The sequence below is a fragment of the Legionella bononiensis genome (genome assembly GCF_016786215.1).
Taxonomy (GTDB): domain Bacteria; phylum Pseudomonadota; class Gammaproteobacteria; order Legionellales; family Legionellaceae; genus Legionella; species Legionella bononiensis.
The window spans coordinates 228119-245443 of record NZ_JADOBG010000022.1 but is presented as its reverse complement, the minus strand read 5'-3'; the positions used below and the strand labels follow the sequence as shown (position 1 = coordinate 245443).

Sequence of the window (17325 nt, the reverse complement as noted above, 5' to 3'; positions counted from 1 at the left end):
GAAGTGGATAATTACCCTGGCTAGAAAAATGAGTTGATTACTCTGTAGTACAGATGATTCGGGATCAAGTCAGGCAGCGCCTGATGGGCGTTTGTGGATCTTTAAAAAAGTAATGTTTAACTCCTATTTAAATAACTCCAAAACCTTTTCTGGGGGGCGTCCAATGACTGCTTTACCTTTGTATATGACAATTGGTCGTTGCATTAAGATGGGCTCCTTTGCCATGGCTTTTATTATTTGATCTTCATTTTCCAGTGATAAGCCGGCGTCTTTAAATACGGGTTCATTTGTTCGCACGAACTCATTCAGGGTAAAGTGAGATCGTAATTGGTGCAATTGGGACTCATCAAGCGGCGTTTTAAGATAGTCAATTACACGAGGATCAAGCCCTCTGCTTTGCAGTAGTTCCAGGGTTTGTCTTGATTTAGAGCATCTGGGATTGTGATAAATGGTAATTGTTTGCATGATGATTTCCTTTTGGTTTGATCATGGAAATGCTCCAAACTATAACATTTTTTAAGCCGTTTATCTTTAGTTCCGATTTACAGGTCTGGGCTATTTTTAGTCTGCCGTCCCGTCAAAATAAATTTTTGTTAAAGATTCATTCGTTAATCAATCCTTAAGCTTTAGTGTTTTAAACTGAAAAAAAGCCCAGAGGAGACAGTCATGACAAACAAAAAACTAAATGAACGTTTGAACCATGAATTGGATGAACTTGGTGTACCTGCCTTAATGACTGAGCGCGTTCAAGTATGTTCCAAACTTTTTAAATTACCCAAATTTAAAATAGAAGCATTGTTAAATGGAGTCACTACTTTTGATCATCATTCTTTGCAAAAAATCGCCGATGAGCTTGAAGTAAGCATGGGTTGGTTGATGGGAGTTACAAAAAGTAAAACAAAACACTAGAGCGCCAAATGAATTAAATAGATACACCTCTCGTAGTCTCGACGTCCCGTGGCTTGTCCACGGGAACCTGTAATGACAAGAGATTCTTGGATCCCGTGGACAAGCCACGGGACGTCGAAACTGTTTACGAGCTAATATTTTTGATTTATTAATAGTCAATTTTCATTTGTGCATATTTAAATCATTCGGCCTTCTAGAGTGTGTTGACTATATAGTTTCAATGTCCCGCGACGTTGGTATACATTTGATGAATCGTTAACACACCCTGTATCAAAGGAGATTGGGGTATTGTTCAGGATGAGAATATTCCGATGGAGAATTCCTGTTATCCCCAATATTTAAGGGAGCTTAGATTTCCCCTCATTTAAAATATCAGTTTCTGCTTGCTCAACAGCGGTTTCAGATTTTGATTTGGCAGGAGTGAAAAATGTATTAATTTGTCCGAAGCTCACTACCGAAATCACCGCATTTGCCAATGATAACATGAGATTACCGAGATACTCTCCCCAGCTTAAATCTCTAGACAATACAGGTTTAGCGGCATCTATTGCTGCTTTACAACTGTGCTTAAATTGCGTTCCAATTTGTTCTAAATTACAATCCACTTTCAGGATCTCTTCGTAGTATTTGTCTCTAGCAGTATTTAATGCCAACAATAGTTTTTGTGCTTTTTCTACTGCCTCAGGAAAATGATGCTGATCAACTTGGCCAATTCTGGATACAAGAGTATCTAAGACCTCATTAATTTTATCCATAGATACTTTAATCCTGTTTTTATGTTGACTTGATTTTAATTCATCTTCATCTTTTGGATTAATACGTTGCACATTGTTCGCTTGCATATTGGGAACTGTTAAATCATCCTGAGCTGGAACTGTTAAATCGTCCTGAGTTTGTTCCTGAGGAGTGTGCTGGGCCTGGGCTGTTTTTGAGGTAGCCGAAGCGAAATATCCATTAAACTGTTTTTTTGCGGAGACTCCATCAAAACCTTCGGTTAATTCATTAACTTGAAAGGCAGCCGCTTGTCTGATGGTTTGTATTACTGAGCCGTAATCTTCCACATAGTCAAATGTCGCGTTAGGAGGCATTTCATCAAATTGACTAAAATTGATCAGTGTTAAAGTACCATCAGCAGTTACTGCAAGTGATGTTGGATAGGGTTGCAATACTCTGTTTTTTAAAGTACTTAAAACCACATCCTCAGCTTCTTGCCGAGTGGTCTGTTGATTAACTTTTTGATCTATTAATGTGTTAATATGCTTGTTCAAAGTTGGGAAATCATCGAGGAGTATTTTAATTTGCTCGATAGATATTTCATTTTTTAGAGCTTGCATACGAGTTATAATGCCATTGTATTGTTCAAATAGCAGATCTGCATCGGGTCGTAGCACTTCCATTGGGATTACCGCTTCTAACATTCTTTTAATGCCTGAGCGTGCTTCTCGAATACCTCGCTCGGATGCCATAATGTCTTCTTGAGAAAAAAACTCATCTCTACTGCCATTCATCCATTCAATTGATTGTCTAAAATTATTATCACCGCCACATTCCAGTGAGTTACTGATCATGACTCCATTTCGGTCTAAAAGGGGTTGATATAGCGCACTGTATGCAGTACTAAAACAACTCCCTAAAATAACCGAGCTAAAATGAGTTTTATTTTCATTTAATGCATGGGTAATCGCCTGGAGTTGCCTGGATGATAAATTACTTGAACCAAGAGCCGGGTCTCCATGCCCGCCACCTACATACAGCATGTCAAAATGACTGTCAGAAGGTATCTGTCTTAATTTTTCAATAATATAATGGGCATTTTTTTCATTTATTCTTCCAGAATCATCGATGCCATTAAGGTGGTAGATAACATGATTTCCTGTCTTTTCTCGAATTGACGCATAGATGTAATTGCGTACGCGTTCATTTTTAAATAGATACAACGCACGTTCTAATTGCATGAAGTTTAATTCATCTGGAGAGTTCACGAGAGTAATTAATTCATTAAACTCCTGTGGTGCTTTGTCATTTCGTTCCATGCCTTCAAGAGCAACTTTTAAGTCACTACTCTCCAGCGCATCAATATTTCTTATGATTACTGCTTGTCTTTGTTTATCACTGAGACTGGCTGTTGGGTTTTGGGCTTCCAGGAATAAGGCTGGTAATGCTGTTGCTTGCATTTGTAACCATGTTCCATTACTTGATGTTACTTTATATCCCAGACGTTCATAGAAATTTTTGGCACGTTCATTATCTGCTCGAACTTGTAAGGCTGTTGAAAATGTCTTGTCTTTAGAACGTTCCGCTTCTTTTAGCATCACTACTTTCATTAGTTCTCTGCCAATACCTCGTCCTTCATACCCACTTTTAACTGCAATATTGCTTATATAAGTTCCGTGGTTATTTTGCCCGGAAAAAATGTATCCTATTATTTCGTCAGGTTTATCTTCTTCATGAAAGATGAAACACGAACCGTAACGAAAAAAATGATCAAAGTCGTCACTTGTCCAACCTCCATCACTTTCTCCAAAGACAGTTCTATCAATTTCCAGGACCTGTGTTTTATCGGTTTCTTTAAGTTGGCGAATAGGCATGAATTATCTCAATAGAAGTAATATAGTTTAAATGATATCATATGATCGTTTGCACTTCATTGTGAATTATAAATAGCCAGTTTATCGTATGGAAAACAGTAACTAGATGCTGATGCACCGAGTCTAAATTTTTGTTAACCTTGAATGTCGACAACTAAAAATGAAAATATATGGTGATGCATCACTATTTAAAAATTGGCAAAATTTCAGGATCGAGGTTTGGTTTATTACTTCTTGCGCTGTGTTGCATCTTTAATGTACCTTGCGTGGCGCAAGATATGAACCTGAATAAAGACCTGAAACCCGGTGTGCATCATAATGGGTCGCAAAAAATCGCTGTAAACAAAGAAGTTCAGGATTTTCTGGCTCCATTAAAGAGTCTATCCATACAGGAAATTGATTCACCTTCTACTGGTGTTTATCGCAAGAACCTGGCTGTAGTGAATGCTCTTCTCATTCATCCTCTTTATCTGAGTTCCAATTGGAATATAATTACTCGTACCTATGTTCCAGTAGCTTTTCAGCCTCCATTGGTTCATGGACAGGAACGGATTCAAGGAACAAGTAATTTGCTCTCATCAGTCTATTTTTCACCGAAACATCGGAGTAAAGTCCGATGGGGAGTAGGTCCGGTGATTGTAGTTCCTACAGCATCTAATTCACGTCTTGGAGTTCGGGAATGGGGGGCTGGCCCTTCTTTAGCGTTGGTTAAAATAGGGAAGCGAGTAGTTAGTGTATTGTTGCTGACTCAATTGTGGACTAATAAAGACGAATTTAATCAAAGAACGAATCAATTTATTATTCAACCCATTATTAATTATAATTTCTCCTCTGGACTCTATTTAACTTCATCACCTATCATTACCGCGGATTGGCAACATAGGGATCATCAATGGATAATTCCAGTGGGCGGTGGCGTTGGAAAGGTCTTAAGGATAAATAAAGAGATTCATGTTAATCTTTCCACACAGGCATTTTATCATGTAGAAAAACCAGAACAGTTGAGTCCATGGACTTTTCGTGTTCAGGCTCAATTTTTTATGGATACACCAAAAGTGTTGTAACTATTGAATGCCAATCAAAAAACAGTGGCAAGAGATAACAGTTGTCTTCACTCATAGACTGAACCTGAAGTTCTCGTAGAGTGATTTATGAAACTTATAAAATCGACAAAGTGAGGTACGAATGCAATTCACAGAACATTTAGCACACAGGGCGACAGAGGATAAGCCTGGATTGACTGAGGATGAGCTACACGCAATGGCAAGTCACTACATCAGCGAGTCAAATAGGCTGATATTTCATGAATTGCCTCATGTTATTTCGCAAATTATTGAACATGAACTTTGGAAAAAAAGAACGGATTCCTATAAAAATTTTGGCGAGTATGTTCTTGGTCAATCACCAGATGGCCTTGGTATAACTAATAATGAACTGTTGTGGTTGTTAAGAGCGGCCATGAACAAAGGAAATCAGCACGCTGCTTATTGGGGTGATGTACTTGATGAGGTTGATACCAGCGTCAGAATGTTTGCAAAAGAAAAAAAAATTCCAATTAGAGATTTGCATCGTGATCTGACGGAACAGGACACCATCAGCATGGAACTTGCACATGAAAATACAATAACTTATTTACCGTCTCGCTCCAAATCAACTGATGGACAGCTATTGAAGTTAAAAGTAAATAATCCAGAAGTTTATGAGCATGTAGTTCAAGGGAAAATGAAACTCAAAGAAGCCATACCACAACCTTTGCGAAAAAAATTACAACCTATTGAGTCAGTTAAAAATAAGTTTTCAAGTCTGTCCAAATCAGATCGCGAGGCATTCTTAGCCTGGATTGAGCAGGAAAGAGAGAATCTGGTTTAACTTTTTTAGTTAAATACCAGTCCAGGAAGATCGCGTTTCACTGATTGAAATTGGAGAAAAATGTTCCGCTTCCTGACGGTCGCGGCTCGGTTTTTCTTTGCTGGTTCAATCACTTAAACACATGTTCCATGATGGTTCTTTCTGATCGCAAACCGAGTTTGATTTGCTCCAAGGTGGGAATCGGATGCGGTTCTATATGTTGTATAAGAGTGTAAATTCCAGTCCTTTATTAGTACTGAGATTATAAAGTCCTTCCAAAACCAGATAAGTATTATTGATAAATTTCTTGCCATACCCTGAAGAGAACTCAATGCCGTAATCAGAACCATGTTAGTCAAATTAATCACAATCGAGGAAGGGTAGGGCATTGCTTGATTCGGTTCGTTCTGTTTAAGATTTAAAGGCAATTACTCCTTCGGGACTTAGGCCGAGTTGGAAACAGGTAGAAATTGTTTCGATTTTCTATCTGCTATAATTTGACTATTATTGATTCACTCCGCATTGTATATGTCATATAGTAAGCACGAGCAGTCCACACAAGCACAGAATATTAATACTGTACCTGATGAACAGTTTATTACCGCATTGTTAAATAATGATTTATTGACTATCAAACGATTATTGGGTGAGGGAGTTCTCCCAGATGATTTGGAGCTGGTTGACACTAACGGGAGGAAACTTACTCCTCTTCAATTTGCAGTTGAGATTCAACAGTCAGACCTGGTCACACTTTTGTTAAAATCTGGTTCAGATCCTAATCGGGTTCTTGAACAAAACGACAGTTCGCCTTTGAACGTGGCTTTAAAAAGCAGAGACGTGCTGATAATTAATGCCCTTTTGCAGTTCAATGCTAATCCAGATCGTCCTTCGGGACATTCTTCATCAGGTTCACCTGAGTTTCCATTGGATCTTGCTGTAGAAAGTGGCGATGTTCATTTGATCAGGATACTGCTAAATGCTGGCGCATCCCCGAATAACGGAACATTCCCTTTGCATACAGCCATAGCCAAAGGCCAACTTGAGATAACAAAGGCATTATTGGAGTATGGAGCACTTCCTGATTCACGATGTTTGCAGATGTTAACGAATTTAAATGAGATTGGGTCTTTTCCAAAAGAGTCATCGGATGAAAAAAAGCAAATCTTGTCCCTGAATTTTCGAATAGCTATAGCTCTGATGTGTGCTTCTATTGATAAAAGCAGGGTAGATATCCTGACTATGTCGCGTAGTCTGATTGACAATAACTCTGATAACTGGCGGGACAAATTCAGAGATATTATTAGTTATCTGGAACACTATAACACCATGGCTTGTCCTCCAATAATTAAAGTTCTATGCATCAATTTGCTGAGAACTCTTACTTTGAGAGAAGTAAACGACGCAAATTATCCAAAAATTCTGGAGCAGTACATACTCGATAATCAACCTGATTTGGAACACTCACAGGAGAAACCGTTTGACACTGCAGAACATATAATGCGTGATTATTTCAAGGAGGAATTTGATGAGGAAGATCACTATATTTTTAGGGACTATGAGCTACAAATAGTTATTGATGCAGTGAACTCATATATCAATAAAAAAGCAACTGAACCCGAATATACCACCATTTTTAATGTGGAATTTTCCCGTATGGAGAAACTCGATGCAGTAGTCGCCTTATTGGACGTTTTGGATGGAAAACCCGTAGATAAAAAATTGATGCAAATATTTAAAAATGAGCCTCTGTTTGAATCGTTCAATCATGAGAATGAATTATCCGACTCTGTTGAACAACCGAGTGAAAATCAGCGTTTTCAGAATCCAAATACAGTTTCGGTACGTTCTGAAAGCAGTGGGGTTGATTCTTATAGAGAGTTGGCTTTAATCATAAGGAGTAAGCACTTTGTTGAACCTATGATGCCGTTTAAAATTCAATATTATCCTAATTTATTTGCCATTTTAGCTGCGCTCGATAAAAAAGAGGATTTTAAAGAAATTCAACATATCGCAAATATAGGAATAAATAAAAACAGGGAACTTAAAGAGCTGTATCCGGAAAAAGCACTTGACTGTGTCAATAACAGATTGGTTATGTTTGAGGCGATACGCAATGCAAATTCGGTTGAGGATGCATTGATAGCCATTAAAAAAGCGTTTCCTGATGGTACTAACACTCCTATCTCTTCCACATGACAGAACCTCCGATGAAATAACGAGCATCAGTTCTAATTTTATGAAACAGGATGTTTAACTTATTACTTATTGACTTTAATGGGTATTTCTTTAATTATAACGATTTTTGCAAATGAAAAGGTAAGGAAATACGGGTGTTAAAAGGATTTAAGTATCGAGTGTTGGTGGGAGTATTATCTGGATTATATGCCCAGGTTACCATGGCGGGAAGTCAGGGTAATACATTAAAATCGGCTTCAAATTTTTCAGAAACAATGGTGATTTCCTTGTGCGCAGGGCCATCATGGGCAAGAGCCGGTTCAACTCAGACATTGGTCTTGGAACCCGAAATTGAAAATACTTATGCTGCCAATAAAAATACAAATGCTTTGGCAACTGGTTCCCTGTTTATTGGTCTGCAGCGCCCCTTTAATGCTTGGATTCTTGGGCAGTTTGGTTTTGCTATTGGGGCCTCTGGCAATGCAAAATTATATGGCGACATCTGGGAAAACGCGGACGCCAATTTTAATGATTACTTTTACAGCTATAAAGTAAATACTGGTTCTATCGGAGTTAAGGGTAAGTTGTTAGCACAACTTGATTCCTGGAGTGTTCAACCTTATATCAGCGGCAGTGCCGGGATCGCCGTTAATCGCTCCTATGCATACATCAGTACTCCCAAAATTCCTGAAAACGCGCCTACCCCCGGCTTCATAGAGCAGAGGAAATCAAGTTTGTCGTATATTTTGGGAGCAGGGATACAAAAACAATGGAGTGAGCATTGGTCTGCTGGAGTCGGCTATGAATTTGCGGATTGGGGGCAAAGTACTCTAGGGCCAACGTCGGAGCAAACAATGAATGGAGGTTTATCCCTTTCCAACCTCTATACCCATTCTTTGATGTTCAATCTTACTTACATGGCTTAAGGATGGTGTAATGAATAAGAATAACTGGTTCTGGATGGGGTGCTTTAGCTTCATTTCATTGTTAATTACAAACACGGCTTTGGCTTCACTGCCTAAATTTACCATTGTTCCATCAGTGCCTGGGAGTAACTTTGTTCGATTATCTATAAACGGCACAGCCAAAGTGACGTATGTAGTCACTAACAAATTATCCAGTACTAAAACATTGACCGTACAACCTGTTGCAGGAATGACTCAAGATACCGGAGGCAGTAATAACCCATGTCAGAGTCCCTTTACCTTGGGGCCAGGAGCTTCCTGTTCACTTAATTTGAAGATTAATGCCAGTCAATTGCCTCCCGGTGTGCATGATTTGGGGCCGACTGTTTGTATCGGTTCCAGTCATTCATCGTGCTCATTGCCTTCACCTAACGAAAAACTGCAGGTATCCGTTGGATCGCTTAGTTTATCCTCTTCAACCTTGATATTGGCGAAGCAGGGATTATTATTTACTGCATCAAAGGCTCGACAGTTAATTATTACGAACCACGCATCTTTTGCAATAGCCAACGTGAGTTATTCCGTTTCACCTCAGCTACCAGCAAACACACGTATTTCACCTACAACCTGCGGTACTATTCCGGCCGGAGGAAGTTGTGTATTGACTATTACTCCGGGTGACACTCCAAGTACACCAGCCAGTTCAGCACTTATAGAACCAACCCCCTCTGTATTGACTGTGCAAGGCGATAGCGGCGCTCCAATTACTGCAAATATTATTGTGCTTACTTATAACAACTTTTATCAACAAGGCTTTGTTTTTGCTCTTGATGATACGACACCGATATCACAAAGTGTGGGTATTAAAGTGGCTGCAAAACAGAATAATACCGCAAGCGTACATGGCGGACTTGTATGGGATAATGGCTCTGGTGCAGTAACGGTCGGAGTTTATGATGACAGCACTTCACCTTGTTCCGGTTCCTATGATGGAGCCTGTAATACTGCAGCTATAGTGACCACACTAAAAGGGCCGCCAGAACAATTGCCAATTAATTCGTTTGCTGCGTCCCTCTGTGCCAATTATCAGATTGACTCATCTGGAAATAGTCCCTGTACTGAGGGAAGTACCTGTTATTCGAACTGGTATTTACCCTCCATTTGTGAGATGGGACCGGCGATAAATGAGCCTTGGGCTAATTGCATCCCAGGAACACCTAACATGGTTGATAATTTAGGTCAGTTAATTAGCAGTCAATGCTCAGGGCTTCAATGTTTATCAGGTTATTACTGGAGCTCCACTGAATTTTCCGTAAATCCAGCCGGAACAGCCTGGGCTCTTTATTTTAACCCTGGAAGCAGCAGTATTCATAATCTTGATAATAAATTTCTTGATCTTTTTGTTCGCTGCGCAAGAGCTGCATGAGTATATAACAAGGAATGTACATGAAATTGATAAAGACACTAATTGGGGGCATTTGTGCCGGTTTAATAATGCAACAGGCCAGTGCATGCAGTTCGGCTTTCGTTCCAGTTTATACAAATAATGTGATAACCAATGTCATTGGCTTTCGTACTCTGGATTTTGAAGACGATCTTCCTCTTCCTATTCGTTATGGTGAGGTGGGTGATGTGAATACCAGTAGTATCGATGTCGATTTAGATGCTTATAATAAAGCAGCTACCTGGATAAATACGTATCAATTTATAGGTAAACCTGCATCAGACACACAATTGATGGATGGATTGAATACGGCCGGAGTTTATGTAGGGGCATTGTATTTACCTAATATCACAGTCTATCCACGACATCAGATCAACAATATGCCAACCCTGAGTGTGTTTGATATTATCAATTATGTTTTAGGAACTTCAGGAAGTGTTGCTGAAGCATTGACTAATTTGAGTAATGTGCAAGTGAGTATGGGAACTATTCGTGTAGGAGCTGGGGTACGTAAAGTATTTCCATTGCATTTTCATATCGAAGATAAAACAGGGGCATCAGCTGTTATTGAATTTCTTGGTGGTGTGATGCAGGTTACTACCACGGGAAATCTGCAGGTAATGGGAAATAGCCCTGAAATTACCTGGCAACAGCAAAATTACGATTTAGTATCATCAATTTTCGTAACGCATAATCAATATTACGAAGTCAATGGTGAGTTTATGAATGGCAGTGGTTATCTGGGTTTACCTGGCGATTCAATGCCACCTTCTCGATATGTGCGCTTAAGAGCCTTATTGGCTGCTTCTCCACAGGCCAATACGGATGTTCAGGCCACTTATGTAGCTAATGCGGCTTTATATGCAGGGGCTTTTGTTCCTGTTGGAATCAATACTTCACCAACCTACTGGAGTAGTTTGTATAATTTAACAACAGGAAGTTATAAAATTACCAATTACCTTACTTTAGGTGCAAATAATGATTTTTATGTAACGCCTACAAGTTCGCCAAATTACGAAAATACTTATAATGTAAACAGTATGGTCCATCTGGGTCAGGTTCACGCCATTATACAGCAGGCTCCATTGGTAACGGTAATTACCTATGAACAAGCTGAAACATTGATGGCATATGGCACCTCACCGACAGCAACTTATGTTGGACGTTTTTTTGACGGGATGTGAATCGTTACTGTTACCAGTACAACAATTCACTGATTCGGCGAGAAAAGGACTGTAGTTATGCTACAGTCCTGCATTTTATCAGGATTTTGAGTGATGAAACTCTACCCAATTGCTGAACGTATCAAGGAATTTTTGTAAATAATTTTTAGTCCCTTCATTTGTAATATTATAGTGTTCATCAATCAAGTCTTCTTTAAATGTGATGTATACTTCAGGCTGTCCCATGACGATCATGTCGATTCCAACCAGTATGCTGCGTAAATGCGATTGAGCAACTGCGGTTCCTACATTTCCAGGACTTGTTCCTATTATGGCAACGGCTTTATTAGCCCAGGAATTTTTGCCATAAGGTCGTGAACCCCAGTCAATAATATTTTTTAAAACACCCGGTATTGAGCGATTGTATTCCGGAGTAGCGATTATTATGCCATCAGCATTGGCAATTTCATTTTTTAGATTGGTTACTGATTCAGGTGGGTTTAATTCAATATCCTGGTTATACAAAGGGATTTGGTGTATATCCAGAATTTTGAATTCAAGATTAGGGTGGTTTAACTTGTCTAAAGCGAGTATGAGTTTTTTATTAAGTGATTCTTTTCGTAAACTGCCTATGATTACCTTAATTGTTAACATAGTGAATTTCCCTATAAGTTCAGAGTAGATAGTATATGTTAAATTCGTAACTTCTCAATAACTCGTCAAAGCCTGATCCTGAATATATTGAAGGTTCTCCTGTAATATGACACTGTTTTCGTCATCCTGAACGTAGTGAAGGATCTCCAAATAAAGGCACCGCACCACATTCAGGAGATCCCTCGTTGCACTCGGAATGACGGTTGTTTTATTACGTAATTCTGAACTTAGTGAGAGAATCTTTATTTGAGTATAGAGTAATAAATCCTTTTCATGTTCAAAAAGGCACTTTATACGCCAATGAAGAAGTTCAAAGAAACAAGTGCTTATCCATAAGCAGGGAAGGATTAAAAAATAAACTTGTATTTAATAGACAACATCAATGCAGGAATGAAAACGTTCATTGGTGCTTTGGTTTCTGCCCCATTCAGCATAAATCACATGACGACCAGAGCGCTCAGGAACCTGGCATGTCATGTGAAATTTATTGTTTGTTTTATCCGCCCAAATGGTATTTTTGTCTTGAGTTGGATTTTCGTCATCCCATGTGAATTGACAAAATGGTTCTGTTTCCAAGTCACTCCATTGTAAGGGTTGATTCTCTTTAAATTGATAATCTGGTTTGGTAATCCAATAGCGAAAATGTTCTGTATCACTAAAGTGAGGACCATACGAAACATCCCATACAAATTCTTGTTCGCCGGTTCTTATTTTATTTGTTGGCCAGTTAATCGCCGCATCCCAGGGAGAGGCTTTGCCTTTAAAGGTTTCGTTGTTAAAGCCGCAAACATGTTGTGGCAGAGTGTCGTTTTGATAATATCCCCGAGTATGGCTTAATACGCTCATAAACTGGTACACATCCTGATTGTAACTGCCATCTTCTTTTGTCAAAATGGGTCGGCATTCTTTAAAAGGAATGGTATTGCCTGGTTCAATATGATGGGGCTGAGTTACTTTACCGCAAAAATATTCACGTGAGCCTGGTTGTTCTATAAGTCCATGACTGTGCGTTGATTGTTGAAAGAGCATGAAAAAGCAGGCGATAAACAAGATACTGAATCGGTTAAAAAACATAACAATTATCCAATTAATACAAAATCCGAACTATTTTAACATGAAAACACTAAAAATGATCACATGTTGTTATTTTTGAACGATCCTGTGTTTTTGACTTAGGCTATGCATCAAGTCTCGTTGCAGATGGGGATTGTTAATGATTGCAAATAACTACAAATCATACCAAGTTATGAAATCTGAGCTAATCTTAATTTATATTGGTTACGATTAATATAAGTAAAGAATTCAGAGGGATTTGAATGAGCAGATTGCGAATGGTACTGCTGGCCATAATAGGTTTATTGGCAGTTTCCTGTAATAACTCAACTTCCAAGGCTCCATCAGCACCTGCAGAAGTTGATGTGGCTTTGCCCTTAAGTAAAAAGATTGTTGACTGGGATGAATATACTGGCCGTTTTCAGGCAATAGAGGAGGTCGATATTCGATCTCGAGTGACAGGCTATTTAAATTTAATCAATTTCAAGGACGGTCAAATCGTTAAAAAAGGGGATGTATTATTTGAAATCGATCCCAGACCTTTTCAATATGCATTGGAAGTCGCTGTGGCTGAGGAAGATCTGGCTAAAAAGCAATATGAGCGAGCCTTAAAACTCAAGGCATCCAGTTTTATTTCTGCCGAGGCTATTGATCAGCGATATAAAGAGATGCAAGTAGCTACTACCCGGGTTAATGAAGCCAAATTAAATCTTGAATTTACTCATATTACTGCACCAATTGGTGGAAAAATTAGTCGTTACTATGTGAGTATTGGTAATCTGGTGAAAATGAATGATACCATTTTAACCAAAATAGTATCTCTAGATCCCATTCATTTTTATTTTGAAGCCAGTCAAAATGATTTACTTAAATACATCAGGCTGGATAAGTCCGGGATGCTTCCAAGAGCAGATACACATTCCCATACAATTTTAATCAAATTACAGGATGAAACCCAGTTTGTTCACAAAGGCAAAATGGATTTTATTGATAACGTGGTTGATGAGGGGACTGGAACCATACTTGGACGAGCCATTATACCCAATCCTGATAACATCATTTATCCCGGCTTTTTTGGCAGGGCCCGATTAATGGGGAGTGGAGAGTACGAGGCTCTTCTTCTGCCTGATAAAGCAATCAATACCGATCAAACAAAGAATTATGTCTACATCGTGGATAAACATAATAAGGTACAGCGTGTATATGTTGAATTAGGTACATTACGTGATAGTGGCTTTTATGTCATTAAATCTGGTCTTAAGGGAGATGAACACGTTGTTATCAGCGGCATTCAACGAATTCGAGTACCTGAACAGGAAGTGAAGCCGAATCTGATTAAATTGTCTGAGTAAACAATAAAATACGACGGGACTTTATTAATGAAAATGCCCCATTTTTTTATAGAAAGACCCATATTTGCTTCTGTGCTCTCAATTATCATCGTAATTGTCGGCTCTTTGGCCTATTTTAATTTGCCTATAGAACAATACCCTCAAGTTGTTCCTCCAACTATTCAGGTTACCGCATCTTATCCAGGTGCTAACGCAAAAATAGTGGCCGAGACTGTAGCGACTCCAATAGAGCAGGAAATTAATGGCGTGGAAAACATGCTGTATATGGATTCACAATCAAGTGATGACGGCCAAATGCGATTGACGATTACCTTTAAAATGGGTACTGATTTGGATATGGCTCAGGTGCTTGTTCAAAACAGGGTAGCGATAGCGGAACCTCGATTGCCAGAAGCGGTACGACGTATTGGTATAAAAACTGTAAAAAACTCTCCGGATTTATTGTTGGTTATCAATATGTACTCTTTGAATAAAAAGTACGATCAAACGTATTTGGGTAATTATGCTGTACTGCAAATCAGAGATAAAATTAAACGCATCGACGGAGTGGGGGATATCCGTTTGGTGGGGGCCAGTGAATATGCGATGCGGATTTGGCTTAATCCGGATTTGATGAACTCTTATGATATTACTGCCAATGACGTCGTTAAAGCCTTAACGTCGCAGAACGTGCAGATTGCCAGCGGTACCCTTAATAGAGAACCGCAGAAATCTCAATTGGGTATTGAATATAATATAGAAACTCAAGGACGTCTGATAAAGCCAGAACAATTCGCTCAAATCATCATTAAGTCTGGAACGAATGGTCGACTTGTTCGCCTAAAAGACATTGGGAGGGTAGAGTTAGGGGCACAGGAGTATGCCACAAAAGGATATTTGGGGAAAAATCCAGCAATTGCATTACCAGTTTTCCAGCGTCCAGGAACCAATGCGATTGAGGCTGCAAATGAGATATTAACTACCATGCAGGAGTTGTCAAAATCTTTTCCGGAAGGAATAGTCTATGATATTGTTTATAATCCGACAAATTTTGTTGCCGAATCCATCACTGCTGTAAAACACACCATTTTTGAGGCGATTTTATTTGTAGTTTTTGTTATTTTGCTGTTTTTACAATCCTGGCGTGCCGCGATTATTCCTATTATTGCGATTCCAATATCTCTGATCGGAACCTTTGCGGTTATGGATGCTATAGGTTTTTCGTTAAATTATTTAACGTTGTTTGGTTTGGTTCTGGCAATTGGAATTGTTGTAGATGATGCCATAGTCGTTATTGAAAACATGGAACGCAACATCAGTTCGGGCATGAGTCCACGTGACGCGGCACATAAAACCATGTCAGAAGTCGGTTCCGCCTTAGTAGCAATTGGTCTGGTTCTGGTTTCTGTCTTTTTACCCACTTTATTTTTACATGGGCTTTCCGGAAGATTTTATCAACAATTTGGATCAACGATTTCTGTAGCAACGATAATTTCTGTTTTTGTCTCTCTAACCTTAAGTCCCTCGCTGGCTGCTTTGTTGCTTAAGCCGCATCAGCATAATAAAGAGAAATCAGAACCGGTTATTTGGAAACATCCTGTACGTTTATGTCTTGATGGATTTAATCGTCTCATTGATTCTATTTCCAGATTTTACGGGCGATTTATCGCTAAATTAATTCATCACACCGGTCAAATGTTGTTTATCTATATTCTGTTCATTTCGGTAACGGTGTTGTTATTTGGCTCTGTGCCAAGAGGATTTATTCCCAAGCAGGATCAGGGTTATTTTATCGTTTCCATCCAATTACCTCCTGGAGCTTCCATCAGTCGAACCGACGCGGTAGTTAAAGACGCGATAAATAAAATACTCGCGATTCCAGGAATTAAAAATGCCGTTGCGTTTACCGGATTTTCCGGGGCCACTTTTATTAATTCATCCAACTCTGCCGCGATTTTTTCTGTATTAAAGCCCTTTGACGAGCGAAGGAAACTAGGATTGAGTTATAATCAGATATTAGAGCAGTTAAGGAAAGAACTGGGTACGATTAAAGATGCTTTTATCGTTGTAATACCGCCTCCTCCTGTTCGGGGAATTGGTAATGCAGGTGGATTCAAAATGATGATCCAGGATAGAGGGGGGCGTGGAACCCAAGTATTGTATGATGCGGTAATGACCCTGGCTGAGAAAGCGAATCAGGCAAAAGCAACCACCTCTGTATTTACATTGTTTGAAAACAGTACACCAAAAGTCTATCTGGATTTAGATAAAGAGAAAGCTGAACAGCTTGGTGTGCCCATTGCTCGAGTGATTGAAGCACTTGAAGTGTATCTGGGTTCAGTATTTGTAAATGAATTCAATTATCTGGGACGCACTTATCGAGTGATTGTTCAGGCTGAAGATGAATACCGTAAAAGAATAGAGGATATCTATCAGATAAAAGTTCGCAATAATGAGAATGATATGGTTCCAATTGGCTTCGTAGCATTAATTAAAAACATTGTGAGTCCATCAAGAATACCTCGATATAATCTGTATCCGGCGATTGATTTATTAGGAGACATAACACCTGGTTACAGTACAGGAGACGCTCTGGATACGATGGAACAATTGGCCAATGAGTATTTACCCGAAGGGATTAGTTATGAGTGGACCGAAATTGCGTATCAACAAAAGACAGCGGGCAATACAGCTCTTATTGCTTTTCTGTTAGGAGTGGTTTTTGTGTATCTGGTTTTGGCTGCTCAGTATGAAAGCCTGACCTTGCCTTTGGCGGTGATTCTGATTGTCCCCATGTGTTTGTTTTCCTCGATGATAGGGATAAAAATCCTGGGCATGGAAAATAATATTATGACCCAGCTGGGTTTTATTATATTAATTGGTCTGGCCTCCAAAAATGCGATTTTGATTGTTGAGTTTGCCCGAACACTTGAAAGTAAAGGAGTCAATCGTTGGAAGGCAGCCATTCAAGCGGCTAAACTCAGATTACGGCCTATTTTAATGACTTCTGTTGCATTTATTCTTGGCGTATTCCCTTTGGTCATAGCACAGGGAGCAGGGGCTGAAATGCGTCAGGCTCTTGGTGTGGCGGTATTTAGCGGCATGATAGGTGTTACTTTTTTTGGCTTGATTTTCACCCCCATTTTTTATGTACTGACCAGTAAACTGGCGAGTGTGTTTTCGAAGAATAAAAAACAAGAAACACCTGATACATTATAATGTATAGGGTTTTGTGAGTCTGATGCAGGTTTTTGA

The 17325-nt window shown here is 39.2% G+C and carries 13 protein-coding genes; 9 read left to right on the top strand and 4 right to left on the bottom strand.

The window, feature by feature from the left end; translation table 11 throughout:
* Positions 1-123: 123 nt before the first annotated feature.
* On the bottom strand, positions 124-465 hold the full coding sequence (gene arsC / locus IZU94_RS14795) for an arsenate reductase (glutaredoxin) (protein WP_203112245.1): 342 nt from the start codon (positions 463-465) through the stop codon (positions 124-126).
* Between the two features lie 201 nt (positions 466-666).
* Between arsC and IZU94_RS14790 the strand changes: the two genes are divergently transcribed.
* Positions 667-909: a hypothetical protein gene (locus tag IZU94_RS14790; RefSeq protein ID WP_203112243.1), complete on the top strand. Its 243-nt coding sequence runs from the start codon at positions 667-669 to the stop codon at positions 907-909.
* Between the two features lie 338 nt (positions 910-1247).
* Here the strand turns inward: IZU94_RS14790 and IZU94_RS14785 are convergent, their stop codons facing one another.
* Positions 1248-3497, bottom strand: a complete 2250-nt coding sequence (locus IZU94_RS14785; RefSeq protein ID WP_203112241.1) for a GNAT family N-acetyltransferase — start codon at positions 3495-3497, stop codon at positions 1248-1250.
* 170 nt (positions 3498-3667) lie between these two features.
* On the opposite strand from IZU94_RS14785, the gene IZU94_RS14780 reads away from it, so the two are divergent.
* From IZU94_RS14780 to IZU94_RS14755, 6 genes are all read left to right on the top strand, one after another.
* On the top strand, positions 3668-4561 hold the full coding sequence (locus IZU94_RS14780; protein ID WP_203112239.1) for a hypothetical protein: 894 nt from the start codon (positions 3668-3670) through the stop codon (positions 4559-4561).
* Between the two features lie 121 nt (positions 4562-4682).
* A complete protein-coding gene (locus IZU94_RS14775) occupies positions 4683-5366 on the top strand; it encodes a hypothetical protein (RefSeq protein ID WP_203112237.1) in 684 nt (227 codons plus the stop codon).
* A 507-nt stretch (positions 5367-5873) separates the two neighbouring features.
* Complete coding sequence (locus tag IZU94_RS14770) at positions 5874-7541, top strand: ankyrin repeat domain-containing protein (RefSeq protein WP_203112235.1); 1668 nt, start codon at positions 5874-5876, stop codon at positions 7539-7541.
* A 134-nt stretch (positions 7542-7675) separates the two neighbouring features.
* Entirely contained in the window at positions 7676-8446 is a 771-nt protein-coding gene (locus IZU94_RS14765) for an outer membrane protein (RefSeq protein ID WP_203112232.1), read from the top strand.
* A gap of 10 nt (positions 8447-8456) precedes the next feature.
* Positions 8457-9851: an Lcl C-terminal domain-containing protein gene (locus IZU94_RS14760; RefSeq protein WP_203112229.1), complete on the top strand. Its 1395-nt coding sequence runs from the start codon at positions 8457-8459 to the stop codon at positions 9849-9851.
* 20 nt (positions 9852-9871) lie between these two features.
* A complete protein-coding gene (locus IZU94_RS14755) occupies positions 9872-11053 on the top strand; it encodes a linear amide C-N hydrolase (RefSeq protein ID WP_203112226.1) in 1182 nt (393 codons plus the stop codon).
* Between the two features lie 78 nt (positions 11054-11131).
* Here the strand turns inward: IZU94_RS14755 and IZU94_RS14750 are convergent, their stop codons facing one another.
* Together IZU94_RS14750 and IZU94_RS14745 are read right to left on the bottom strand one after the other, a co-directional pair.
* Positions 11132-11686: an NADPH-dependent FMN reductase gene (locus tag IZU94_RS14750; protein WP_203112223.1), complete on the bottom strand. Its 555-nt coding sequence runs from the start codon at positions 11684-11686 to the stop codon at positions 11132-11134.
* 366 nt (positions 11687-12052) lie between these two features.
* Positions 12053-12760, bottom strand: coding sequence for a lytic polysaccharide monooxygenase (locus IZU94_RS14745; protein WP_203112220.1), 708 nt, complete (start codon positions 12758-12760; stop codon positions 12053-12055).
* A 242-nt stretch (positions 12761-13002) separates the two neighbouring features.
* Between IZU94_RS14745 and IZU94_RS14740 the strand changes: the two genes are divergently transcribed.
* Together IZU94_RS14740 and IZU94_RS14735 are read left to right on the top strand one after the other, a co-directional pair.
* Positions 13003-14091, top strand: coding sequence for an efflux RND transporter periplasmic adaptor subunit (locus IZU94_RS14740; protein WP_238400502.1), 1089 nt, complete (start codon positions 13003-13005; stop codon positions 14089-14091).
* Positions 14092-14118: 27 nt separating this feature from the next.
* Positions 14119-17289: an efflux RND transporter permease subunit gene (locus IZU94_RS14735; protein WP_203112217.1), complete on the top strand. Its 3171-nt coding sequence runs from the start codon at positions 14119-14121 to the stop codon at positions 17287-17289.
* The last annotated feature ends 36 nt before the right edge of the window (positions 17290-17325 follow it).